Raw genomic sequence first — 24495 nt, 5'->3', positions numbered from 1 at the left:
TTTTCCATAAAGTGGTTAACTCTTTGCTGACTGTTACTTTAGTACAAGACATTCAGGCGTTACGGAACGGAATTGACCAAAAAGCTGGAACAATTAAAACAACAATCAGATGAAATCGCAAACTTCAAAAAGAGCGTTGAAGGTATTGTATCTCTAGACGATGCTTTAAAAGGAAAAGGCGGCGATGCGATACGGGCCTTTTACGAGGAATGCCATACCCTTTTCTTGAGGTTCTATGAATCTTTTATCGGCAAATATCAATCAGCCCTGAAAAAAATCAAAGATGCACTGGAATCCCTTGAACCGAATCACAACGGACTTATTTCACAATCGTTTCTCGAACACGAACTGGAACAAGGCTTAAACGCAGCTGATCGAACAACGAAACATTTGGTGTCCAAAGCCAACGCCACGATTGCGAAAGTCAGCCAAATTGTCGATTTGCCGGATTTGAATGACAATGATTTTCATGAACAAAATCGAAAAGTACTGAAAGACAGACATCAACCAGACGATTGAAAAGCTGCATACGTTTGATAGAGAACAGACGAACGCTCTCAAAACCGCTGAAAACGATCTTGAAACGATGCAAAAATACAACGCAAGGTTCGGGAAAATGTATACCGGGCCTGAAATTGTAATCACCGGCTATCAGAAAGGCTCTATTTTAAAGCCGGATGAGAATACAAACATCAATGGTCCGGTCGGCGGTCTCAAGGGAGAGATGGAAAATGCCGAGCCGTCGCCGATGGAAATCATGCTGAAAAAATTGTCCGATCAAGAAGAAACTGAAGTCGATTCGCTTGCCAAAGCAGACCATTCCAAAAAGATTGATACAGGTATTCGCGTCATCAATGGCAGAGTGTATAATATGAAGGGGTTCAAAAAGCTCGGCTCTGTCGATGTCACCGATGAAATCGGCACAGGCAAGAGCTTCGTCAGCGGCCAATACACACTTTATTCAAACAGACAAATTGTTCGGAAATATATATCCGGCGGTGAAGTGAAATACGAACTTGTCACCGCATATCGGAAAAATGACATCACAACACTATTCATTATTAGTAGAGGATTAAACGTACCTATAAAGGAATTATTTTATGTCGAGGAGATTGAAGAGGAACAGTAAACCGTTATAGTACCGCGGATGCGGCATGAAAAAAGAGCATATAAAGCGAAAAAGGCCCGACTCGATTGAGCGGGCTTCTCTATTTATTAATTTTAGTTTTTTCGATCTCATCATCATAGATAGTATAGGACTGTATCTCCTGATTAGGAGGATCATATATTCCTTGGAATTTGCTTTGCTCATCTCCATTTAAATACCCTTCTACCGTTATACCCCCCATAGGGCTTATGTAATAATCATCAGAAAAACTAACATCTTTAAACCTTTTAATTTTCATACAAAAACTTCTCCATATGTTCTTGAGCTTCTTTAACATAAGCAATCTCTTTTTCTTTTTGATCATGCTGATACTTCATAATAAATCCTCCAACTGCTATAATTATTAAAATAAGGATAATTATGTACTTTTTCTTTTTCAAAGAAATCAACCCTTTCATATCCTAATTTTACAAAAATAAAGAGGCGATGTATTTGAGTAACGACATAAAAATGCCAAATATATCAGATAAAACTTATTTCATTCTTAATCGAGAAGCCTACGACCGAGAACGGTTGGACGATCTGTTGAAGTCCGGAAAACCAATACAAACCGAAAAGAATTCGTATTGGTACATAGAAAAAATCAAGAGGGATAGCGACACAGGACTTGACGCGATTGTCGTATCTCAAGGAAAAAAGACTAAAGATGGACATTGGGTTAGATCCGATTCCCCCGAAAACGTTGTCGTGGCTTTCGCCGGAACCGACGCGAAAAGTCAGTTCTTTCAGGATCTCGTGGATGCAGATGGCGGAAACGTTGTGATGGGAATCGATCCGAAAAAGAAGGAACACTACATAATCGAAAAAGATGCGAAAGATTCTTCTAAAACACTTGGAAAATACAATGGGACTCCTTCACAAGACGCGATGCTTAGCTCCGGCAATTATAAATTGGTTACGAAAACGTCCCAAATCGATCAGGCCGACCAACTTGTACGGGAAGTTAAACAAAAATATAAAGGCACTTCGACAATCGTATCAACAACCGGCCATTCTCTCGGTGGAGCTGAGGCAGAATATAGTGCGGTTAATAACAATATCTACGCCGTTGCATTCAATAACCCAGCGATCGTTAAACTGCACTCGGAAGAGCAGCGAAAGAAAATTAATAACGGTGAATATGACCGGTACATAAAATCGATCATCAATCCAGACGATATGATCGGATCCGGTTGGTGGAACGAGTATGACCGCCACAATGGAACGACGATTTATACGAAGGACCCTGAATTATCAAATGCCGTACGCGAGACGAGAATGCAAGGCGATGTATTCCAACAAATGGGGCAAAACGCTGGGTATTTCGTTCAGACTGCAATCTTAGGAATGCCTGATACACACTGGGTCGGCAGTAATAACTTCTCCTTCGACGAAGACGGCAACATTCAAAATATAGATGGCGAAGAGCTCGTTTATGACAAAAATTTAAAAGCGATGCTGCCCGCCGAGGTCGCGTCTGCCAGCGGAGCGATTAAAGTCACACCCGAAGTCGCGAAACAGCTCGCGGAAAAAGTAAATGCAATCATCAACGATCTGCGGACAATGAAACGAGAGGCCGAGAACACCTATCAGGAACACGACGCCGCGATCAACGACCTGAAATACGACACCTATCGCCAGGTCGGACGGTTTATATGATCAGCTTACGCTCGATGATGTAAACAATACACTGAATGATCTGGCACAGTCGTTTGACAAAAAAGGAAATCCGCTGTTTTACGATGTCCATGCTGAAAAAGCATACATTGCTTCATTGCAAAATACGATTTCCGATTTAGAAGACATCAGCGGATACCTGGCGTAAATCGCAAAAGACTTTAAATCAAAAGACAAGATGCTGGCAAACTGGCTTAAACTATAGGAGTTGAGTAAATGGATACGTTAAATAAATTAATCAAACAGCAAAACGACCCGATGGAGAAGCGCAGGCAGCTAAATATGCTGAAGACGGGCATAAGAGGCACAGCCGGAACCAAACTCGAATCCATTCGCAACACCCTCAGACCGAAGTTTAAAGTAGACGACATACAAAAAGAAATAAACAGCGTCTATTCATCACTTCTCTACAGTTTCGAAGGAAAAGCGCAGCAGGCGCTCGCCCAGCGGATCAGCCAAAGCGCCCAGCAGCTTATCAAAATGGAGCAGGACGGAGAAAATTTTGTGAATGGATTTAAGACGAGATAAAGGCGCCTTAATTGGCGTCTTATATGTATTTAAATATAACAACATTCTCTCTTCTGTTTTCGCCACACTAAAAAGACGCCGATTATTCGTCAGCGTCTTCGATCTTCACCTCGAATAACTCCTCGACTTCACCCCGAGTGTTCGCACAAGGGCAAAGACGTGTTAATCGGCAGCTGTTTTATTTTTAAAACACAACATATGCAGGTCCTCTTGTTATGACACATATTCCTTTAAAGCCATTTTATTAAGACCCGTTAGGCTTTTAAGGATTTCAATATATATATCCGATAAACTTGAAATACGTTTGAGAAAAATCGATTCTTTTTCTTTTAAAACTTTAAGGAATTTAAGATTCGGTTCGCTCTTAACATATCTAGTGCTTTTCATTGTAAATAGGCGGAATGGTATCGCCGAGGCCCGGCTTAGCGACCGCGTAACCGGCGTTTTTCAATTCAACGAAATCTAATTCGATCGTGATTTCTGGCTTATCTTGAATCTTCGTTTTTAAGTATCGTTCTCAAGCGGCTTTGAGCGTGAGCGTTTCGTGTCGTATGGCGGAAGCCGTAAAGACCTTCAAAAGGTAATGTGTACTCCGCTGACGTGTTGCTTTGCACTTGCTCAGTTGTTATAAACGGCTTTGTTTCCGGCAAAGTAACGCCATCTGCCATCTTGTCTAAAATCAAAAGGATCATTCTATAACAATAATAAAATCATCTATATCAATATTTTTTTATTGTAAAACGATAAATAATATGTTAAATTCAAATCGACAAAAATAGGTGAGGTGCTTTTTATGAAACGAGGATCAACACTCTTTTTAAAGATAGCTGTTATTCTTATTGGAATGCCAGTTCTTGCTTTGTGCATATTTTTCGTACCGGAAATAGCGAACTTTGCAGCCGAATTGTATCCAGGTATTTCTTATCTGAAATATCTCGTTTATGCCGATTTGTATGCAGCGGCGATACCTTTTTACTTTGCTCTGTATCAAGCCTTTAAACTTTTAAGCTATATTGACCGGAATAAAGCTTTCTCGGAATTATCTGTACGGGCTTTAAAGAATATAAAATACTGTGCAATCACCATCAGTACTTTATTTGCGGTAGGCATGCCGCTCTTCTATCTCATCGCGGAGATGGACGACGCTCCAGGTATCATCCTAATCGGATTGGTCCTTATTTTAGCTTCAATGGTTATCGCAGTCTTTGCTGCTGTTCTCCAAAGGCTTTTGCAAGAAGCTATAGATATAAAATCAGAAAATGATTTAACAGTCTGAGGTGAAAACAATGGCAATTATAATCAATATTGATGTAATGCTGGCTAAAAGGAAAATGAGCGTTACCGAACTTTCAGAGAAGGTTGGAATCACGATGGCTAATCTTTCTATATTGAAAAATGGAAAGGCAAAGGCCATTCGATTATCAACTTTAGAGGCGATTTGTAAGGCTTTAGAATGTCAACCCGGAGATATTTTGGAATACCGCAGTGATGAAGACACCCAGAATTAATAAAGTATTTAATATTGAAAGAAAAAGAAAGTTATTCGGCGGTGACCCTATGCACATAACCCTAAGTCGTTTTCATATATTCAGAAAAAAACTTCGGAGGCACAAATCATGAGAGCACTAAAACAACTCGTTCATTTTGGTTGGGAACAGGCCCTGTCATGTTTATTTCCTGTCGTTATTTTTGCCTCTTTGGCTATTACACAAATCATACCACTTCCCTTCCTGCCACGGTATGACTGGCTGCTCATCATCTGCCTTCTCATGCAGTGGTGGATGGTGTATTCCGGGCTTGAAACACGGGATGAACTAAAGGTGATCACATTGTTCCACCTTATTGGACTTGCTCTTGAACTTTTCAAGGTACATATGGGCTCCTGGGCTTATCCGGAGGAAGGGTATTCCAAATTTTTCGGAGTGCCTTTGTATAGCGGCTTTATGTACGCAAGTGTAGCCAGTTATCTTTGCCAGGCTTGGAGGAGGCTTAAGGTTGAACTGGTTAAGTGGCCGCCGTTTTTGGTCGTTGTACATCTTGCCTCTGCGATTTATTTGAATTTTTTCACCCACCATTATTGGATTGACGTTCGTTGGTGGTTATCTGGACTTGTCATGATCGTCTTTTGGCAATCATGGGTCACATACGATGTTAATGGAACTCGTTACCGTATGCCGCTCGCACTTTCTTTTGTGCTCATCGGATTTTTTATATGGATAGCCGAAAATATCGCAACGTTTTTTGGGGCTTGGAAATATCCAAACCAAACCGATGCATGGAGTCTCGTTCATCTAGGAAAGGTGAGTTCATGGCTTTTATTAGTGATTGTTAGCTTTCTTATAGTAGCGACGTTAAAACAGGTAAAGGGGAAAAATTGCACTAGAGTAGATACTGGTCAATTTTTATAACTGTTAAGAACCTTCTTTATTTAAACTGTGGAATACTACACAATTAAGTCATATGCATATCACCTCTGTTGGAGCTGCTACCTCGAAAATCGAAGTGGGCTTAATGTTGACTTAAATATATGGATAAATGAATAGGAAGTTACGTTAACGAGACGGGTGACGAAAATATCCCCTTTCACCCTTCGATTAACGAATCGAATCTTGTCTCGTATAGTTGGTCTAACATCCTGTCCGGCACGCTGTTATTATAGCCGGCAAAAGATTTCGAATATGCTTCGCTTCGTTGCGATGAACGTTTGACGCACCGCATATAAGCCAATTTCTTCGAGCGTTCCGGAATCATATACGCCTTTTAAAAACGACGTATGCTTGTTTTTTCGAACAGAATTTCAGACAAAAAATAGACGTGCAATTACGCACGTCTAGGTTACAAACGTATTGATCACCTCGACCATTTCACTATAAAAATACCGTATTTTTACGGGTCACACTTTTTATGTGACCGGATTACACAGTGACGTCACACTCCGATCACAAAACCGTTCGATTTCGTGACCACACTCCGTTTCATCCAACGGAAAAACCATCACCGATTATCAATCGTCTCCGGATACAAATCATGATTCATCATCCGGTACTCGGCCATTTTTTCGTACTTTGTGCCCGGCTTGCCGTAGTTTGTATACGGGTCGATGGAGATTCCGCCCCTCGGCGTGAATTTGCCCCAGACTTCGATGTAGCGCGGGTCCATCAGCTCAATTAAATCGTTCATGATGATGTTCATGCAGTCTTCGTGAAAATCGCCATGGTTGCGGAAACTGAAGAGATACAGTTTCAAAGATTTGCTTTCTACCATTTTTTTATCGGGGATGTAGCTGATATAGATGGTCGCAAAATCAGGCTGTCCCGTTTTCGGGCACAGGGATGTGAATTCCGGGCAGTTGAATTTTACGAAGTAGTCTCTGTTTTCATGTTTATTCGGGAAAGACTCCAGCACTTCCGGAGAGTAGTCAAACAAATAATTGGTTCCTTGATTTCCCAGGAGGGTTACGCCTTCAAGCTCTGAATCTTTTCTTGTTGTCATTTTCATCTTCCTTTCTGTTAAACACCCCGTTTATTTCCCCAGATGAGGGTATGAAGCTGGGGAAGAACGCGGACTCGGTTTAATTCAGGGTCGCGGGTGACCGCTTCGACCAGTTCTTCATATTTTTGAAGGAGCCTTTCAACGAGCCGCCCCTGATCCTCGGTATGAACGTCGTCATTCCCGACCTGAATGTAAAACGGGATATCGGGATAGCGATGGTGGACTTTTTTTGCAAATTGAAGGTCGAGCGGGTTGAAAATGACGACCTTCAGGCTTGCTGAGTCCAGCCTGCCGTGTTCATCCAGCTTGCCGACGATATGATCAAGCTTTTTAAAATCGGTGTTCATCTTTGAACTTGGCGGCTTTGGCGAAATGGTTAAGTCATCGATATTCACAAACCAGTCTTGGTAAAATGTCCCTTGCGTTTCGAGTGCTGTCCGAATATCGTTTTCTTTCAAAAGAGAAATCAGGCCGTCCAGCTGTTTTAAAAGCGCTGGATTTCCCCCTGAAATCGTAACGTGTGAAAAGGCGTTTCCGCCGATTTCTTTAAGAGATTCGTATACTTCTTCTGCGGTCATCCAGTTGATGTCTTTTTTGGCCGAGCCGTCCCATGTGAAAGCTGAATCGCACCAGCTGCATGAATAATCACAGCCGGCTGTTCTGACAAACATCGTTTTTTGGCCGATAACCATGCCCTCTCCCTGAACGGTCGGGCCGAAAATTTCCAGCACCGGAATCGGCTTAGCCATGTTGATCACCCGGTTTTGGACGGTACACGACATAGCTTGTCGGAGTTTCCCTGACAAACACTTGAACACAACGAGGCCGGTTTTCAAGTCCTTTTAAATAGGCCTCTACCTTGTCATAAATCGTTTTCGCCACAACTTCAGTCGAAGGTATCTGTTCAGCGCTCTCACCTGAAAATTCCTTGTGATCATTTAAAAGCGTGTGGTCATATTCTCCATGGATCAATTTTTTAAGCGTGCTGAAGTTGACGAGAAAACCAGATTCATTTAATACATCTCCGGCAATCGTGATATTGATTGTATACGTGTGGCCGTGCACCCTGCTGCATGCACCTGCATCTTCCCTCGGGATAAAATGGGCAGCCGACATCTGCATATCTTTATTTAATTCAAATGCGTAAGGATGACTTGTTTGCGGGTAGACTTGTGTAAGCAATGTTAAGCTCTCTCCCTTTTCATTTTCATATATTCGTTGTAGCCGTTAGCGCGCAGTTTGCAGGCCGGACATTCGCCGCATCCGTCTGCAATGATTCCGTTGTAGCAGGTCAGTGTCTCATTTTTAACGAACTCAAGTGCCTCAAGCTCATCGGCCAGCTCCCAAGTTTCTGCCTTGTTCAGCCACATAAGCGGCGTATGAATCACAAACGGGCGCTCCATTGCCAGATTGACGGTGACATTGCATGATTTCACGAACTCATCCCGGCAATCCGGATAGCCGCTGAAGTCCGTCTCACATACGCCTGTTACGATGTGGCGCGCACCGATTTGGTAGGCAAGGATGGAAGCAAATGATAAAAACACGAGGTTGCGTCCAGGAACAAATGTGGACGGAAGCTCTCCTTCTTTAGCTTCAATCTCGATATCATCCCTTGTCAAAGCGTTTGGCGCAAGCTGATTCAAAAGCGCCATATCTAGCAGATGATGTTTGACGCCAAGCTTTTCGGCAATGTGTTTCGCAGCGTCAATTTCCTGCTGGTGCCGCTGATTATAATGAAAGGTGACCGCTTCCACCTCTTCAAATTGTTTTAATGCCCACAAAAGGCAAGTTGTGCTGTCCTGACCGCCGCTGAATACGACGACCGCTTTTTCCTGTTTCATAATTCCTCCTTCTCCGCTTTTCACCCTTTTCCAAAAAAATTCTGGTGGATGCTTTGCTACATAAGCTCTGATATCGGAAAGAAAAAACACCTTTCTTTTTTAGGAAAGGTGTTCTAGCAAAAAAACAATAAAAAAGGCCATACCCCAAGGATACAGCTTTCCTTAGTTTTTTATAGAGGGTTTTGCTAGAACCTCTCCCGCAGTTTCCGAGCGGATTTTGTTCAATTTTCTTTCGCCATCTTATCACAAATCCGGGCTTTCGCCAAGTGCGGAACCCTCCCTCATCGTTTTGGCACTCTTTTGATGATCAGAAAGAAAATAAAGACAAGGCTCAGCTGCCCGAATAATGGATAGATGGTGGAAATTAATTTTCCGTAGCCGATCTGTCCGGTTAAGTAAATCGTCAGCAAAATGAAGATGAAGATATAAAAACTTTTCATATGAAGATATTCATTGATCTGCTTTTCCAGACCGTATAAATTGCCGATGACCGATGTGAAGACTTCCCCGAAAATGATAAACAGGTAGATGATATGTACAGAATGCTGGACAATATAGACGACCTGCGCCATCGGAATTTCATATAAAAGGACATCAGGCAATGTAGAAAGCGATAAAAAACTCGCGATTAATACAAGGGTAAGCAGGGTCCCTCCGATAAACGCCCCCTTTTTAATCAGCCGTTCTGATTTTAATTCAGAAGCGATCGGCACAAGCACAGCCTGTGCGAGCGACAAATTAAAAGCGCCGTATGAAACAGCCGACAGCACCCAGTCTATCTTTGCCGAAGATGCCGGCAGCGTGTGGACGGAAGGCCCGCCAAAAATAAACGAATCAAACAGGACGATCAATGAAAAAAACAGCAATAAAGGAACGACGATAATATTGACACCGAATATTCCCTTTACACCCCTCATCATTACGAACAGACTCAAAGCAATCGTCACAAGCATCCCCGACTGATTGGAAAGGCCGAGCTGTTCTTCGAAGATCGCCCCCGCTCCTGACAGCATCACAGAGGTCACGCCAAGCAATATCATGAGCATGAAACCATTGACAAATTTTCCGAGCGTGGGGCCAAACAAAAACTTATTTAACTCCTGATAGGATTTGGCATTGATTCTGATTGAAATCAGCATGATTTTCGCACCGAGAAAAGTAAACATCAGCCCGCTGATCATGATTCCGGCCAAACCTGTCCAGCCGAACCTTAAAAAAAACTCAACGATCTCTCTTCCCGTCGCAAATCCGGCTCCGACGACAGTTCCTACATAAACAAATGCCAGCTGAAACGCTGATCCTTGTGATTGACTCATATTTCTCCTCCGTCAACAAATTCCCTTTCTTCATCGTATGAGACAGGTTCCTTAAAAAGAAGGACAACTTCAGGATGCCGGAACAAAAAAGAAAAGCATCATACTTGAAAGTCAAAGATAGTCAAGGTATACTATAGTCAAAGTTGGTCAAAGAACAGACCATTTTTTAAAACTCAATTGGTCAATAAAGGTCAAATTATATTGAAAGGGGTTTTGGCAAATGCGTTGTCAACATTGTCAAAAAAATGAGGCGACGATTCGCCTAAACATGCAAATCAATTACACAAAAAAACAAATGGATTTATGTGAAAACTGCTACAAAGAGCTGACTCAGCCTTCTATGTACTCCGGAAATCACTTATTTGGAGGAAATTCTTTCTTCAGCCAGCCTTCTCAAGCACAGCCGCAAACCGCAGCAAAAAAAGGCTTGCTTGATGAGCTTGCAGTCAATGTGACGAATGCTGCAAAAACAGGCCTCGTCGATCCTGTGATCGGCCGCGATGATGAAGTGGACCGCGTGATCGAAATTCTAAACCGCCGAAATAAAAACAACCCGGTATTAATCGGGGAACCCGGGGTCGGTAAAACAGCCGTTGCAGAAGGACTTGCTTTAAAAATCGCTCAAGGCGATGTGCCGAATAAGCTGAAAAACAAAGAGCTCTATATGCTTGATGTCGCCTCCCTCGTGGCTAATACGGGGATCAGGGGACAATTTGAAGAGAGAATGAAACAGCTGATGAAAGAGCTGAAAGAACGCAAAAACGCCATTCTTTTCATAGATGAAATCCACCTTCTTGTCGGTGCCGGCTCTGCTGAAGGGTCCATGGACGCGGGAAACATCTTAAAACCTGCGCTTGCCAGAGGCGAGCTGCAAGTCATCGGCGCTACGACCTTGAAAGAGTATCGTCAAATTGAAAAGGATGCCGCATTAGAACGCCGTTTCCAGCCGATCATGGTGCATGAGCCTACAATTGAACAGGCAACGGCCATTTTGAACGGTCTGAAAGAAAAATACGAAACCTATCACGGTGTATCATATACAGATGAAGCGATCAAAGCCTGTGTTGTTCTTTCAAGCCGCTACATCCAAGACCGCCACCTTCCCGACAAAGCGATCGACCTATTGGATGAAGCGGGTTCAAAAGCGAACTTGCAGATCGATGCAGTCAGCGGTGAACAAGCGTCAAAACGCCTAAAAGAGATCGAAGCAGAAAAAGCAGCAGCGCTGCAGAAAGAAAATTATGAGCTTGCGGCAAAGCTTCGTGATGAAGAAGAAGCTTTGCACAGCAAAACGGAGAACCGAACAGAAGAAAAACAAGCAACAGTCAAAGCGGAAGACATACAAGCGATCGTTGAACAAAAAACAGGCATTCCGGTCGGCAAGCTTCAGCATGATGATCAGAAGAAAATGAAAGAGTTTGAGGCAAATCTCTCAAGCCGCGTCATTGGACAGGCAGAAGCAGTCAAAAAAGTTGCGAAAGCCGTGAGAAGAAGCCGCGCCGGTCTAAAATCCAAAAACAGGCCTGTCGGTTCTTTCCTGTTTGTCGGTCCGACAGGCGTCGGTAAAACAGAGCTTTCCAAACGGCTTGCCGAAGAACTGTTCGGCACGACGGATTCCATGATCCGCCTTGATATGAGCGAATACATGGAAAAACACGCCATATCCAAACTGATCGGATCACCTCCGGGATATGTCGGACATGATGAAGCCGGACAACTAACAGAAAAAGTCCGGAGAAACCCGTACAGCATCGTCCTGCTCGATGAAATCGAAAAAGCCCACCCTGATGTTCAACACATGTTCCTGCAGATCATGGAAGACGGACGTCTGACAGACAGCCAAGGACGGACAGTCAGCTTTAAAGACACCGTCATCATCATGACAAGCAATGCAGGCGTTTCTGAAAAACGGACAACAGTCGGCTTTAACAGAGAAGAGCAGCTGATGGGTGAACAATCATTAATCGATTCTTTAAGCAGCTACTTCAAACCGGAATTCTTGAACAGATTTGACAGTATTGTCGAATTCCAGTCTCTTGAAAAAGAGGCTCTCGTCAAAATCGTCGATCTGCTCCTGAAAGAGCTTGAAGAAACATTAAGCGACCAGCAGCTGACACTTGCGGTTTCAGAAAAAGCAAAAGAAAAAATAGCTGAAATCGGATGCCATCCTGCATTTGGCGCACGTCCTTTAAGAAGAACGATTCAGGGAGTCGTTGAAGATCAAATGACTGACCTGCTGCTTGAAGAAGAACATATCACAGGTTTTCACGTCACAGTTGAAAACGGTGATATTGCGGTGAAAACAATCGCTTAACACTTGCCGGCTTCCTGCAATGGAAGCCGGCTTTTCCTTTGTAATGCACAAGACACAGCTGAATTCAATTTATTTCCATTCGATCATTCAAAAGTCCCTTTTCACCTTGATTTTGCAACAATTTCTGAAACACCCTAAAGTTCCTATATTGCGGCACCGATATTAACGATAGAAAAGTTAGTTAAAGGAATTGGTGAAAAAATGGACAAAACATCGTTAATTGGAATCATTTTAGCTATCATCGGAGTAGGTGTCGGCATGGTTATGAAAGGTGTCAGCCCATCCGTTCTCGTCAATCCGGCGGCATGGCTGATCATACTTGTCGGAACAATCGCAGCAGTTGTCATCGCATTTCCAATCCGCGAAATCAAAAAAGTTCCCAAACTCTTCGGCATTTTGTTTAAAGAGCAAAAGATGATCGAACTCAATGAACTGATCCCCATGTTTTCCGAATGGGCGCAAATTGCCAGACGCGAAGGCCTTCTCGCATTGGAGGCAAACTTGAATGAAATCGATGATGAGTTTTTGAAAAACGGCATGAGCATGGCGGTAGACGGACAAAGTGCCGATTTTATCCGGGACGTTCTGACTGAAGAAGTCGAAGCAATGGAGGAACGGCACCAGATGGGAGCAGGCATTTTTACCCAGGCAGGCACATATGCCCCGACATTGGGTGTATTGGGAGCAGTTGTCGGACTGATTGCCGCACTTGCAGATATGAGTGACACTGAAGCTCTCGGTCATGCGATCAGCGCCGCCTTCGTCGCCACGCTTCTCGGGATCTTTACAGGCTACGTACTCTGGCATCCTTTTGCCAATAAATTAAAGCGCAAATCAAAACAGGAAGTCAAAGTCCGTGAAGTGATGATTGAAGGCATCCTTTCCATTTTAGAAGGACAGGCTCCGAAAGTCATTGAACAAAAGCTTTTAATGTATGTCTCTCCTAGCGAACGCTCCAGCATCGTGATTCCAGAAGGAGAAAAAGGGGAAACCAATAATGGCTAGAAAAAAAAAGAAGCATAAAGACCATGAAGAACATGTAGATGAATCTTGGCTCATTCCTTATGCCGACCTGCTTACACTTCTTTTGGCGCTGTTCATCGTACTGTTTGCTATGAGCTCGATCGACGCCAAAAAGTTCGACATGCTGTCTAAATCATTCAATGCCGTGTTTACCGGCGGTACGGGAATGATGGACTATTCAAGCTTCACCGAGCCGAAAACAAGCACAACCGAGGACGGAAAAAGTCCAGATGAATCTAAAGATGTATCCGCAGATCAAAAAGAAAAGGACAAGCAATCGCTGAAAAAAATCCAGGAACAGGTCAACCGGTTTATCAAAGAGAAGAAGCTTGAAAGCCAGGTTAATACAAAGCTTACAGACGAAGGGCTTCTTCTTTCAATCGAGGATAATATCTTCTTTGATTCAGGGAAAGCGGAGATCCGCAAGCAGGACATTCCGCTCGCCAAAGAAGTGTCCGATCTCCTCGTGCTGAATCCGCCGCGCAATATCGTGATCAGCGGACATACAGATAATGTGCCGATTAAAAACTCTCAATTTAAATCAAACTGGCATTTAAGCGTCATGCGCGCTGTCAATTTCATGGGGCTCTTGATCGAAAATCCAAAGCTTGACGCTCAGATATTCAGCGCAAAAGGCTTCGGAGAATATAAGCCTATCGCTTCAAACGATACGGAAGATGGAAGAAGGAAAAACAGACGGGTTGAAATTCTCATCCTGCCGATCGGACAAGAAAATCTGAATAAAAAAGAATAAGGAAGCTGCGATTTGGCAGCTTCCTTATTCTTTGCTCTGATAAAAGTTTTTTGCGTTCAGACCTACTTTTTTCAGCATGTCGATGCAAGCTTCTTTCTCTTCAGCACTCAAAACACTGATCATTTGATGAAGCTCTTCAGCATGACCCGGAAAAATCTGCTCCAGGAGCTTGACTCCTTTATCCGTAATCTGCGCATACGTGACCCTGCGGTCTGTTGTACAGGCTCTTCTGATGATCAGCTGTTTTTGCTCAAGCTTGTCAACCACATATGTAATACTCCCGCTCGCCAGAAGGATCTTATCCCCTATTTGCTGCAGGGGCTGATCACCTTTGTGATAGAGAAGCTCCAAAACAGCAAATTCCGTCGGATTCAGACCATGATTATGAATATGTTTATTCATATGATCGTTAATTGATCTGTACGCTCGTGATAATACAATAAATAATTTTAATGACTGTTCTCTATTACTCATATCTCTCATCTCCAAAGAAACAACTACAGGAAAACATTAATAAACTATGAGGAAAATGTCAACTGTTAACATTCAAGCCATGTTATGATGATAGGAAATGAACATCAAATAGATATATCCGGAAATTCCACGGTATTGTGTCCTATTTTCAAGGTATTGGTTATCTTTTCTATAAATCGGCTCTTACTAGTGATATAATACCTCTATTCCTGTATCGATTGGGAGAGAGTGAGAAAATGCGCAATTCGAAAAATATATGGAAGAAAATAAGGCTTTATTTAATCCTGGTGATGATACCGGCCTTGATTATAAGCTTTTTTATATACGAACAAGAACGCGAAAATATCACCGAAAAACATCGGCAGACCGCGACTCTTATGCTGAATATTCACCGGAACCAAATCAATTATTTGATCGGTGAAACAGAAGCGAGGCTCAGTTCAGTGGCAACGGCCCTCAACCACCCCATCAATGAAGAACATATCAAGCACATTCTGAGGGAAACCTATAAAAAAGAGCCGCGCTTTTCGGCCTTGTATCTTTTAAATGAAAACGGCGATGTCATGGTCAGCACGGCGCCCGTTAAAGAAAAAAAGCCGGTCACCTACAAGAATATTCTCCGAAAGGCGAAAAACTCAAAGAAATCCGTGATCACAGATGAGGCCGGGATTCTGACGGACAAGCTAGAGCTCAATATATTCACCCCCGTCTTTAATAGCGAGGGGAGGACGACAAACTTTTTGCTGGCCTCCATTCGCATCGATTATTTAAAAAATATCATGAATGTACTGAGCCCTGAGCTTTACATCAAAATTCTCAATCAGAAGAACGAAGTCCTCTTCTCGGCCGGTCACTCGCCTGCTGAGAAGCCGGACGGCGGGACTGTTGATGCTTTTTTGGACCAGATCGACTGGAAGCTTGAAGTCTATCCTGAACCTGTTCAGCTTGATGAACTTGTTCACAGTCTTCTCTTGTCCTTTTTAAGTATCTTTATCCTGCTTAATATTATGTTCCTCCTGATTCAATACGTTTTGCTTAAACGGCGGACCAAACAGGAACGCGCCCAGAATGAAGCGCAAAAGCTGGAATTAATCGGCACCCTGGCGGCCAGCACCGCCCATGAAATCAGAAATCCGCTGACCGGAATCAGCGGATTCATCCAGCTTCTTCAGAAAAAATATCAATCTAAAGAAGATCAAATGTATTTCTCGATCATCGATCAGGAAATCCGGCGGATCAACCAGATCGTCAGTGAGTTTCTTGTGCTTGGAAAACCGACGGCTGAACAATGGCAGCTAAATGCCTTGAATGAAATGATTGACGAGATCATGCCGATTATTCATTCTGAAGCCAATTTATATAATGTCGAAGTGAAGTTCAAGAACCGTGCGGAAAATCCGGCATACGTTTTCTGTAAAAAGGATCATATTAAGCAAGTCGTTTTAAATGTCGCCAAAAACTCGTTGGAATCAATGAAAGACGGTGGGAAACTGCTGATTCAAATTGAACATGATCAACAAACAGCAGAAATTGTTGTGAAGGATGTCGGAGAGGGCATTCCGAAAGAGATGATTGAGAAGATTTTCCAGCCTTTTGTCACGTCCAAGGAAAAAGGAACCGGACTCGGCCTTGTCGTTTGCAAGCGAATCATTTCCATGTATGGAGGAACCATTCAGATCGAAAGCGAGCGGCATAAAGGCACAACCGTAACGATCACGCTTCCGACTTCAAAAGAACAGGATGACTAAAGCAGCTCCCGCTCTGAAAAGAGCTGGCATTCCGTTTAACGGCAGCTCTTTTTTGATTCATCAGCATTATGCTGTATATTTTTCAACAATCAGACAGTCGATGCCATCTAAAAAATCATGCAGCGGCTTGTCTGGTGTATAATGATCATTCATCGACAATTTTTGATATTGATAAATTAATTGATCCAATTCCTGGCTCTGCTTAATCGTCTCATCCCCTGTATATCCATAGACTTCAGCAGCTTCAACCATCATTTGCCGCTTTTCGTTGATGGAGACCAGCAGCGCTTCTTTCTCTAAATATCTTTGCATACGCTTCACCCCTTACCGCGTTAAAGTTTCGTGAATCACCCAGATTTTGCGTACTTGAGCATTATTACAGATTATACTTATTTTGTAAACCTATTTTTCAAAAAAATATTTCGAAATCAGTATAATAGATTTGTTGAATTATACCCAAGGATAAAATAAGATAAACACTGGAAAGCATTTTCCTTTTACAGGAGGTCTTTTGATGAGAAAAAACATAAGAAAGCCGGCTTTAAGACTGAGGACATTATTCGCTGTCAGAGAAGCGTTCTCCAGCCTCAAATTGTTTTTCAGCGCATGTAAAGCGTGGAGAAAAGGAAACTACCCGCTTTTCCCTAAAAAAACGATTTTACTGGCCGCTCTGGCCTTTATCTATGTACTGTCTCCCATTGATGTGATACCGGATGTTCTCGCAGGAGCGGGCTGGCTGGATGATGCTGCTGTGCTCGCCTTTCTATTCAGGCAAATCGCGAAAGAACTGGCTGGTTTTGAAGCATTGCAAACGGACGGGGCGGATGATGTCAAATGATTCAAGGTCTTAATCATCTGCTGTTTTCAGTCTCTGATCTTGAAGCCTCTATTTCATTCTATGAAAAAGTGTTTGATGCCAAATGGCTCGTAAAAGCAGAGAAAACTGCTTATTTTGACCTGAATGGGATCTGGCTTGCATTGAACGAAGAAAAGGATTTGAAGCGGACTGAGATTCACGATTCTTACACACACATAGCCTTTTCCATCAATCAGGAAGATTTGCTTGATTGGGAGAAGAAATTAAGAGATTTAGGCGTGAATGTGCTAACAGGAAGAAAACGTCATAAAGGTGATAAAGATTCGATCTATTTTTCCGATCCTGACGGACATAAATTCGAGCTCCACACGGGTTCTGTTTTCGACCGGCTCGAATACTATCAACAAGAAAAGCCCCATCTGTCATTTCATGAGGGCCATATCCAAGCATTGCATGAAAAAAACAAGTAAAAAAAGCGTCCCTTGAGACGCTTTTTTTTATGACTGTTGAGCATGTTCCTTCTCATATATCGGCACCCATCCTTCAGTCGTGACGAAAATCCTGACGGCTACGACTTTCCGGTCTTCCTGAAGTGTGAAATAATGACGGGTATTTTCCGGAACAGAGATCAAATCTCCCGGATTCAGCAGAACGTCAAAAAATGTGCCGTCCTTCCCTTCAATCGCAAAGATGCCGTGGCCGCTGACGATAAACCTTACTTCATCATCTGTATGATGATGCTCCTGTTTAAAATTTTTCAGCAGTTCATCCAATTTAGGATGTTGATCAGAGAGCGAGATGACATCCTGCGCTTTATAACCGCGGCGCTCTGAGATGTCTTTAATTTCCGCTGCGAAAACATCTAAAATCTCCTGTTTTTCTTCGTCTGTCAATTCATATTTTTCTCTTAAACCAGCAGGCAGTTTTGTGATATCCCACTTTTCATAAATAACCTTCTGCTGCTCAAGAAATTGTTCCACCTCTTCATGCTGCTCGATGGTTGTGTTTTGTTCATCATGAATACGGATCGTTGCCATGCCTCTTTTCCTCCTTTTTTAGACGTACTCTGGCCTGAACGCTTTTAGCTTTACATGCCAGCTGAACAAAAATTCATAAGCTTCAAGCACCCGCTTTGCTTCAAACGCCGTTCTTCCCCAGACCGTAATGCCGTGGCTCCGGATCAAGACAGCCCCCGAATCGCCTGACAGACGGGCGGCGAACTCAGCCGCCAAATCTGGAATATGGGCGGTATTTTCGATAATCGGGATGGTGATTTCCGCGTTTTCCTCCCAATATCCGAGAGCCTTGATGATTTCCTGGCCTTTAAATGTGATTTGTTTCTCTCTTGCATATAGCTCTGAGATCACGTTATTGTCAACGGTATGCACATGGAGACAGCAGCCCGCATTTGTTTTTTGATAGACATACGCATGAAGCAGCGTTTCTGCTGACGGCTTAAGGGAATGGCCGCTTTCTGCGGGCCTGCCTTCTTCATCGGCCAGCAAAAAATCCTCATTCGTCTCTTTTCGTTTATCTTTCCCGCTTGCTGTGACCAGGAAGCGCAGCGGTTCATCCGATACTTTGATCGAAAGGTTGCCGCTGGTTGCAGGAAACCAATCTCTTGCCGCAAGTTCCCTTTTTACTTCGGCCAGCTCCTGCCAGCGCTTTTGCTTCACAACCATTCCTTCACCTCCAAGGTCTCTTCAAGTGTACGTTTCACATCGTAAAAATCCTCAAACGCAACATGATGCAAATGCAGATCTTCACATTCCTTCAGCAAATAATCACGGGCTATGCACAAATCAGAACATTTGGCTGCTTCAACATCTGTAACAGAATCCCCGATCATCACGAGGAAGTCTCCCTCTCCCTGAAGCTTGCGGATGATCGAAGGCTTGCAGCAGCCGCATTCATTTTCGCATTTGTCATCGCACAGATGCGGCCATTTGATCAAGATGCTGTCACCTTGAAAATCAGCCTGATTGCAATAGATGCGATTTTTTTCCACAATCCCTTCCAGCAAAGGGTAAACAAAAAAATCCATACCCCCGCTGATGACGTAAAATGGGAGCCCGTGATCATCCAGGAAGGAAACAAATTCTTTAAACCCATCACGGATCTTCGCTTGCTCGAGTACATATGCCGTCATCTCATCCTTGAGACTGCTCGGCAAAAGCCCAAACATGCCCCCGACTCCTTCCTTGATCGGCAGTTCCTTGGAGAGAACGCCGTCTTTTAAAGCGAGCCACTCTTTCGGAGCAAACTTTTTCATGATGCTGATGATGTTGTCATTTGTTGTAATCGTCCCGTCAAAATCGCAGATGATCAGCGGCTTTCTCATACAGAAACCTCGGCCTTCCCCCATTTTTCAAGGGCGAGTCTTAAATCAGGGGAGCGTTTTGCTTTTTCTTCGACAGGCTCGGCTTCAAGAACGGCTTCGATGATCGCTCTAAACGCCCTTCCTCCGCCTGCGGCTCCGTTTGGATGGCCGTGAATGCCGCCGCCCGCATTAATGATATGGTCAATGCCAAAGTCTTTCATCAAGAGCGGGACCATGCCGGGATGAATGCCCGCCGACGGTACGGCGAAAGACGGTTTAAAGACATCCTCTTTCGTGCATTCATCATGAATGGCGAGCGTTTCCCGCTTCGCGAGGGCGACGCTTCCATACGGAGAAGGAAACAGGCTGAAATCAGCCCCTAGATAACGATTCAGCTTGCCCAGCAAAAGTGAATGGGAAAAACCGTAATACGGTGAAGAAGTAAGTGCACCGCTGACGGCCGGATGAGCCATAATCGGCAGCGGTATTTCGTCGTCTTCTGCAAGGCTTTGGAGGACATCCAGCCCGTAGGCAAATACATTAAACAGCAAAACATCGGCACCTAGCTCAGCGGCCTTTTTCGCTTTGCCTTTCAGCTCCAGCGTCCTTCCCGTCAAATTAACGGCGTAAAGCGTTCTATGGCCGGTTTCTTCATAGGTGTTCTGAAGCACTTTTTTGCCTTCGATGATTCGTTTTTCGAAAGGGGCACTGCCGGTTTCAAACAAGATTTCGTCATCCTTGATCAAGTCCACCCCGCCGAGCGCCTGCTGTCTCAGCTGTTCCTTCAAATCTTCCATACTGCGGCCGATAACGCCTTTGAAAATGCTCATCAATAGCGGCCTTTCAAATTCGCCGATTTTTTTGCGAATGCCGTACACCCCGTATGCCGGACCTGGCAGTGATTGTTTAAACGTTTTGGAAAATGCCAAATCTGCCAATTTGACTTTTCCGTCAAGTGACAGCTTTCCAAAAACGGTCGTCAAGACGGCCGGAATATCGCTGGTGAAATTGGCTTCTGGATAGGCAATGGTGACCACTGCCTGTTTTTCTCCCAAATCGCCTTCTGTTTCTTCAACCCGGACGACGCGTCCTTTATGCTTTTTTAATTGCTCCTGCTTCAGCTGCGGCAAATCCGTCCAAGACCCCACCGTCAGGCCGAGTGCAATCTGTTCAGCCCGCTTTTCTGGATGAGCTCCGGGATCTGTCAGGACATATGTTGCCTTAAGTTCACTCATTCTTAAGCTCCTTCCTGTTTGCATGCATATAAAAAAACCTCTTTTTGCATCTGTGCTAAAAAGAGGTTTCGTTTCTGCGATTCGAATCCTTATCTCTCAGCGCCAGCTGCAAGATTTAGCACCGTGCTTTAAAAGTCGGTTGCCGGGCTTCATCGGGCTCGTCCCTCTGCCTGCTCTTGATAAGAATATTGATTTTATAAATTATTTTGAATTATCCCATCGTTTTCCCCCGTTGTCAATGACAGACTCCGGTCTTCTTAAAAATATTCAGCCTGCCGATCCGGTTCGCCGCTTCCTGCAAGCGCTCTTCACTGGTGAGCAGGCCGACTCGCACATAGCCTTCGCCATATTGGCCGAATCCAATCCCCGGCGCTGTAACGACATTGGCTTTTTCCAGAAGCAAATCTGAAAATTCCTCTGATGTATAGCCTTCCGGGGCAGGCATCCATGCGAAAAAAGAGCCTTCCGGGGCAGCGGCGTCCCAACCGATATCGCGTACAGCCTTGATCCAGACGTCCCGCCTTTTTTCATACCGCTCATTTTGCTCTTTTACGCAGCTTTGATCTGAAAGCAGAGCGGCCGCTGCGGCGTCCTGCACCGCTTTAAAAAGGCTGACATACATATGATCCTGGTAAAGATTCAACGCTTCGATCACAGAGGCATTGCCCACAGCAAAGCCGACTCTCCACCCCGCCATATTGTACGTTTTAGAAAGTGTATAAATTTCGATTCCGACTTCCTTTGCGCCTTCTGTTTCAAGAAAGCTGACCGGCTTTTGGCCGTCATAGCCGATCGCCCCGTAGGCAAAATCATGTACGATGCAAATGCCGTTGTCTTTGGCGAATTGGACGGTTTCTGCAAAAAAAGCAGATGTAGCCTGGGCTCCCGTCGGGTTGTTCGGATAGTTCAAGTACATCAGCTTCGCTTTTTCTTTTACATCTGCCGGAATCACGCTGAAGTCGGGCAGAAAGTGATTGTCCTTTGTGAGCGGCATCGTTTCCATGACGGCTTTTGCCAGCTCAACACCTGACCAATAATCGGGATATCCCGGGTCAGGAACAAGCACGGCATCACCCGGGTTTAACAGACATTGCGGCAGCTCTACGAGACCCGCTTTTCCTCCAAACAATACGGCGACTTCCCGTTCAGGATCGACAGAAACGCCATACTCTCTTTTATAAAATTCGGCTGCCGCCTCTTTCAGCGAACGGCTCCCGCGAAAAGCGGAATATTGATGATTTTCGGGGTTGCGCACGGCTTCTGCCATCGCTTCGACAATATGGTCCGGTGTCGGCTGATCGGGATTTCCCTGACCGAGGTTGATCACATCATGGCCGGCTGCGATTTTTGCATTCACCTTTTTGACCAAGGAAGCAAAAAATTGCTCCGGCAGCTCTTTTAGCACATTTGAAAGCTCAAATTTCATTTTTTTCACCCGCTTTGAAAAATTCTTGAAATGATAGTCCATCATCATATATTGTTAAAGGTAAAATGTAAAGTAAAAAATGAGGTGACCCAGAGTGAAACGGACGATTTCCTGCCTGCAATTCAATATATCTTACGGCAACCCTTCAGAAAACTTCAAAAAAGCAGAACGGCTGATTGAAGCGGAAAGCAGCCATGCGGATATCCTTGTTCTCCCCGAACTTTGGACGACGGGTTATGATTTAAAAAACCTTGATACAATCGGCGACGAAGACGGAAAACAAACCAAGACATGGCTTCAGAAAACGGCGAAAGCGAACAATGTCCATATTGTGTGCGGTTCAGTCGCCGTTAAAAAAAAGAATGGTGTATACAACACCATGTACATCGCAGACAAAAACGGAAACCTGATCAAAGAATACAGCAAAGCACACCTTTTTCAGCTGATGGATGAGCATCTCTATTTATCTTCCGGTTCGGCTGACGGCAGTTTTGAGATTGAAGGTGCACGAGCTGCGGGATTTATCTGCTATGACATCCGTTTTCCGGAATGGATCAGGAAGCACACTTCAAAAGGAGCGGGCATCATCTTCGTATCGGCGGAATGGCCCCGGCCGAGGCTCGATCATTGGCGAAGCCTTTTAATAGCCAGAGCCATTGAAAATCAATGCTTTGTCGCAGCTTGCAACTGTTCAGGAAAAGACCCTGCAAACGAATTTGCCGGCCACAGCATGATCATAGATCCGCTCGGGCATGTACTCGCAGAAGCCGGACATGAAGAAACGGTTGTCAAAGCTGAGATTGATCTGAATGACATTGATCAAGCGAGAGGACAAATTCCGGTTTTTGAGGACATCCGCAAAGATTTATATTAAAAAGTATTGACAAGAAAACCGTGATACTGGTAACATTTTCAGCAACTGATCGAACTGAAATTTCAAAATTTTATATTGATTTCTCTTATCGAGAGTTGGGTGAAGGACTGGCCTTATGACCCCAACAGCAACCGACCGTAATACCATTGTGAAATGGGGCGCGAGCAATTTTGCGCTGCTAGGGCACGGTGCTAATTCCATCAGATCACATTCTGAGAGATAAGAGAGGCGGATATGATGATTAGCCTCTTTCTCTCACTGAGAAAGAGGCTTTTTACTTTTGTTAACGACTTTGGGAGGAATCACATATGACCGTAACGAAAACCGCTTCATACGAAATTTTAACAGAAAGCTCAGCGGCCGCACTCGCGGTCCGCCTCGGACTTTTTTCGAGCAGCAGCACATTGACGTGCCGTGAGATCGGAGATGGGAATCTCAATCTTGTCTTCCATGTTTATGATCAGGGGCAACAGAAAGGCTTGATCATCAAGCAGGCCTTACCTTATGCGAAAGTCGTCGGTGAAAGCTGGCCGCTGTCACTGGACAGGGCGAGAATCGAAAGCAGCGCATTGATCCGTCAGGCTGAACACGCACCGCATCTTGTGCCAAAGGTTTATTATTCAGACACAGAGCTAGCCGTAACCGTGCTGGAGGATCTATCCCGCCTGCAAATCGCGAGAAAGGGACTGCTCGAAGGAAACGACTATCCGCACCTGTCTGAGGATATCGGAGAATTTCTCGGAAAAACGCTGTTCTATTCCTCTGATTATGCATTGGACCCAAAAATAAAAGAGCGGCTTGTGAAGCAATTTACAAACCCGGATTTATGCGATATTACGGAAAACCTTGTTTTTACGGACCCGTTCTTTGACCATGAAACAAATGAATTTGAAGAAGAGCTGCGTGATGAGGCAGAAAAAATGTGGAGCAATGAGGCTTTAAAACTTGAAGCGGAAAAATTAAAAAAGCAGTTTTCAACTTCGGCTGAAACGCTCATTCATGGCGATTTGCATACAGGCAGCATTTTCGCCGGTGAAAGCGTAACGAAAATCATCGACCCCGAATTTGCTTTTTTCGGCCCGATCGGTTTTGATATCGGCCAGTTTATCGCCAATCTGCTGTTGAATGCACTGGCCCGCGAAGAAAACAGACGCGCGCCTTTATACAGCCATGTCGAAACCGTTTGGAACACATTCAGCCGCACATTCAGCGAAGCATGGGAAAAGGACTGTCTTGATCACTACAAAAGCACACCTGGAGAACTTGAAGCCGTCCTGAAAAAAACATTCGAAGACGCCGCAGGCTTTGCCGGCTGTGAAATGATCCGCCGGACGATCGGCCTTGCCCATGTCGCCGACCTTGATGCCATCGTTCCATTTGAGCGGAGGATCAGTCAAAAAAAGCTCGCCCTTAACATAGGCGCAGAATTAATCGAAAAACGCAGCGATTTCCGGACGCCGAAAGATATCATTGAAGCGTTTCAGAACCAGCTGAAGGAGTGAATAA

Annotated in this window: 24 protein-coding genes, 3 pseudogenes and 3 riboswitches; of the genes and pseudogenes, 14 read left to right on the top strand and 13 right to left on the bottom strand. The window is 44.2% G+C overall.

Annotation, left to right across the window (positions count from 1 at the left end; all coding sequences use genetic code 11):
- Window positions 1-26: 26 nt before the first annotated feature.
- Window positions 27-682: pseudogene (locus RBH91_RS08330) on the top strand (ribonuclease YeeF family protein); the annotation flags it as partial.
- Between the two features lie 526 nt (window positions 683-1208).
- On the opposite strand, the pseudogene RBH91_RS08325 reads toward RBH91_RS08330, so the two are convergent.
- Window positions 1209-1548, bottom strand: a pseudogene (locus RBH91_RS08325) (DUF1433 domain-containing protein).
- Between the two features lie 52 nt (window positions 1549-1600).
- Here RBH91_RS08325 and RBH91_RS08320 point away from each other — a divergent pair.
- From RBH91_RS08320 to RBH91_RS08300, 5 genes and pseudogenes are all read left to right on the top strand, one after another.
- Window positions 1601-2972, top strand: a pseudogene (locus RBH91_RS08320) (lipase family protein).
- Window positions 2973-3040: 68 nt separating this feature from the next.
- The gene (locus RBH91_RS08315) at window positions 3041-3352 is read left to right on the top strand and encodes a hypothetical protein (RefSeq protein WP_307894139.1); all 312 of its coding nucleotides are present in this window, start codon (window positions 3041-3043) and stop codon (window positions 3350-3352) included.
- 793 nt (window positions 3353-4145) lie between these two features.
- Window positions 4146-4628, top strand: a complete 483-nt coding sequence (locus tag RBH91_RS08310; protein WP_307894138.1) for a DUF2975 domain-containing protein — start codon at window positions 4146-4148, stop codon at window positions 4626-4628.
- 10 nt (window positions 4629-4638) lie between these two features.
- On the top strand, window positions 4639-4860 hold the full coding sequence (locus RBH91_RS08305; RefSeq protein ID WP_268510871.1) for a helix-turn-helix domain-containing protein: 222 nt from the start codon (window positions 4639-4641) through the stop codon (window positions 4858-4860).
- Window positions 4861-4968: 108 nt separating this feature from the next.
- Window positions 4969-5760, top strand: a complete 792-nt coding sequence (locus tag RBH91_RS08300; RefSeq protein WP_307894136.1) for a DUF817 domain-containing protein — start codon at window positions 4969-4971, stop codon at window positions 5758-5760.
- 586 nt (window positions 5761-6346) lie between these two features.
- On the opposite strand, the gene queF is transcribed toward RBH91_RS08300, so the two are convergent.
- The 5 genes from queF to RBH91_RS08275 all read right to left on the bottom strand — a co-directional run bounded on the left by queF (window position 6347) and on the right by RBH91_RS08275 (window position 10004).
- The gene (gene queF, locus RBH91_RS08295; RefSeq protein ID WP_009328607.1) at window positions 6347-6844 is read right to left on the bottom strand and encodes a preQ(1) synthase; all 498 of its coding nucleotides are present in this window, start codon (window positions 6842-6844) and stop codon (window positions 6347-6349) included.
- A 17-nt stretch (window positions 6845-6861) separates the two neighbouring features.
- Entirely contained in the window at window positions 6862-7593 is a 732-nt protein-coding gene (gene queE / locus RBH91_RS08290; RefSeq protein ID WP_307894135.1) for a 7-carboxy-7-deazaguanine synthase QueE, read from the bottom strand.
- Window positions 7586-8026 (bottom strand): 6-carboxytetrahydropterin synthase QueD, encoded by a 441-nt coding sequence (gene queD / locus RBH91_RS08285; protein ID WP_148955823.1) that lies wholly within the window; start codon window positions 8024-8026, stop codon window positions 7586-7588. The genes queE and queD overlap by 8 nt, the downstream gene beginning before the upstream one ends.
- Before the next feature lie 2 nt (window positions 8027-8028).
- On the bottom strand, window positions 8029-8688 hold the full coding sequence (gene queC, locus RBH91_RS08280; RefSeq protein ID WP_076763866.1) for a 7-cyano-7-deazaguanine synthase QueC: 660 nt from the start codon (window positions 8686-8688) through the stop codon (window positions 8029-8031).
- A gap of 156 nt (window positions 8689-8844) precedes the next feature.
- Window positions 8845-8889: riboswitch (PreQ1 riboswitch) on the bottom strand.
- An 80-nt stretch (window positions 8890-8969) separates the two neighbouring features.
- A complete protein-coding gene (locus tag RBH91_RS08275; protein WP_307894134.1) occupies window positions 8970-10004 on the bottom strand; it encodes a YkvI family membrane protein in 1035 nt (344 codons plus the stop codon).
- A 220-nt stretch (window positions 10005-10224) separates the two neighbouring features.
- Between RBH91_RS08275 and RBH91_RS08270 the strand changes: the two genes are divergently transcribed.
- From RBH91_RS08270 to motB, 3 genes are all read left to right on the top strand, one after another.
- Complete coding sequence (locus RBH91_RS08270) at window positions 10225-12318, top strand: ATP-dependent Clp protease ATP-binding subunit (RefSeq protein WP_307894133.1); 2094 nt, start codon at window positions 10225-10227, stop codon at window positions 12316-12318.
- 201 nt (window positions 12319-12519) lie between these two features.
- Window positions 12520-13323, top strand: coding sequence for a flagellar motor stator protein MotA (motA, locus tag RBH91_RS08265; RefSeq protein WP_076797428.1), 804 nt, complete (start codon window positions 12520-12522; stop codon window positions 13321-13323).
- A complete protein-coding gene (gene motB, locus RBH91_RS08260; RefSeq protein WP_307894132.1) occupies window positions 13316-14095 on the top strand; it encodes a flagellar motor protein MotB in 780 nt (259 codons plus the stop codon). Before motA ends, motB begins: the two co-directional genes overlap by 8 nt.
- Before the next feature lie 24 nt (window positions 14096-14119).
- On the opposite strand, the gene RBH91_RS08255 is transcribed toward motB, so the two are convergent.
- The gene (locus RBH91_RS08255) at window positions 14120-14569 is read right to left on the bottom strand and encodes a MarR family transcriptional regulator MhqR (protein ID WP_148955829.1); all 450 of its coding nucleotides are present in this window, start codon (window positions 14567-14569) and stop codon (window positions 14120-14122) included.
- Window positions 14570-14805: 236 nt separating this feature from the next.
- Here RBH91_RS08255 and RBH91_RS08250 point away from each other — a divergent pair, with 236 nt between their 5' ends.
- Window positions 14806-16317 (top strand): sporulation kinase KinD, encoded by a 1512-nt coding sequence (locus RBH91_RS08250; RefSeq protein ID WP_307894131.1) that lies wholly within the window; start codon window positions 14806-14808, stop codon window positions 16315-16317.
- A gap of 66 nt (window positions 16318-16383) precedes the next feature.
- Here RBH91_RS08250 and RBH91_RS08245 read toward each other — a convergent pair whose 3' ends face one another.
- Complete coding sequence (locus RBH91_RS08245; RefSeq protein ID WP_076763795.1) at window positions 16384-16629, bottom strand: aspartyl-phosphate phosphatase Spo0E family protein; 246 nt, start codon at window positions 16627-16629, stop codon at window positions 16384-16386.
- 202 nt (window positions 16630-16831) lie between these two features.
- Between RBH91_RS08245 and RBH91_RS08240 the strand changes: the two genes are divergently transcribed.
- On the top strand, window positions 16832-17155 hold the full coding sequence (locus tag RBH91_RS08240; RefSeq protein WP_307894130.1) for a YkvA family protein: 324 nt from the start codon (window positions 16832-16834) through the stop codon (window positions 17153-17155).
- Window positions 17152-17604 carry a metallothiol transferase FosB gene (gene fosB, locus RBH91_RS08235; protein ID WP_307894129.1) on the top strand — a complete coding sequence of 151 codons (453 nt, stop codon included), beginning with the start codon at window positions 17152-17154 and terminating at the stop codon, window positions 17602-17604. The genes RBH91_RS08240 and fosB overlap by 4 nt, the downstream gene beginning before the upstream one ends.
- A 27-nt stretch (window positions 17605-17631) precedes the next feature.
- On the opposite strand, the gene RBH91_RS08230 is transcribed toward fosB, so the two are convergent.
- From RBH91_RS08230 to RBH91_RS08210, 5 genes are all read right to left on the bottom strand, one after another.
- The gene (locus RBH91_RS08230) at window positions 17632-18171 is read right to left on the bottom strand and encodes a 1,2-dihydroxy-3-keto-5-methylthiopentene dioxygenase (RefSeq protein WP_307894128.1); all 540 of its coding nucleotides are present in this window, start codon (window positions 18169-18171) and stop codon (window positions 17632-17634) included.
- A gap of 18 nt (window positions 18172-18189) precedes the next feature.
- Entirely contained in the window at window positions 18190-18816 is a 627-nt protein-coding gene (locus tag RBH91_RS08225; RefSeq protein ID WP_307894127.1) for a methylthioribulose 1-phosphate dehydratase, read from the bottom strand.
- Window positions 18807-19475 carry a 2-hydroxy-3-keto-5-methylthiopentenyl-1-phosphate phosphatase gene (gene mtnX / locus RBH91_RS08220; protein WP_307894126.1) on the bottom strand — a complete coding sequence of 223 codons (669 nt, stop codon included), beginning with the start codon at window positions 19473-19475 and terminating at the stop codon, window positions 18807-18809. The genes RBH91_RS08225 and mtnX overlap by 10 nt, the downstream gene beginning before the upstream one ends.
- A complete protein-coding gene (gene mtnW, locus RBH91_RS08215) occupies window positions 19472-20689 on the bottom strand; it encodes a 2,3-diketo-5-methylthiopentyl-1-phosphate enolase (protein WP_307894125.1) in 1218 nt (405 codons plus the stop codon). The genes mtnX and mtnW overlap by 4 nt, the downstream gene beginning before the upstream one ends.
- Window positions 20690-20775: 86 nt before the next feature.
- A riboswitch (SAM riboswitch) is annotated at window positions 20776-20875 on the bottom strand.
- A 49-nt stretch (window positions 20876-20924) separates the two neighbouring features.
- A complete protein-coding gene (locus RBH91_RS08210) occupies window positions 20925-22115 on the bottom strand; it encodes a pyridoxal phosphate-dependent aminotransferase (RefSeq protein WP_307894124.1) in 1191 nt (396 codons plus the stop codon).
- Window positions 22116-22209: 94 nt separating this feature from the next.
- Between RBH91_RS08210 and RBH91_RS08205 the strand changes: the two genes are divergently transcribed.
- Window positions 22210-22989, top strand: coding sequence for a carbon-nitrogen family hydrolase (locus tag RBH91_RS08205; protein WP_307894123.1), 780 nt, complete (start codon window positions 22210-22212; stop codon window positions 22987-22989).
- Between the two features lie 82 nt (window positions 22990-23071).
- Window positions 23072-23215: riboswitch (SAM riboswitch) on the top strand.
- A gap of 82 nt (window positions 23216-23297) precedes the next feature.
- On the top strand, window positions 23298-24491 hold the full coding sequence (gene mtnK, locus RBH91_RS08200) for an S-methyl-5-thioribose kinase (protein ID WP_307894122.1): 1194 nt from the start codon (window positions 23298-23300) through the stop codon (window positions 24489-24491).
- The last annotated feature ends 4 nt before the right edge of the window (window positions 24492-24495 follow it).

The organism is Bacillus swezeyi (genome assembly GCF_030908325.1).
Taxonomy (GTDB): domain Bacteria; phylum Bacillota; class Bacilli; order Bacillales; family Bacillaceae; genus Bacillus; species Bacillus swezeyi.
Note: the sequence above shows the minus strand (reverse complement) of the source record. Positions and strands in the feature narration are given on the sequence as shown.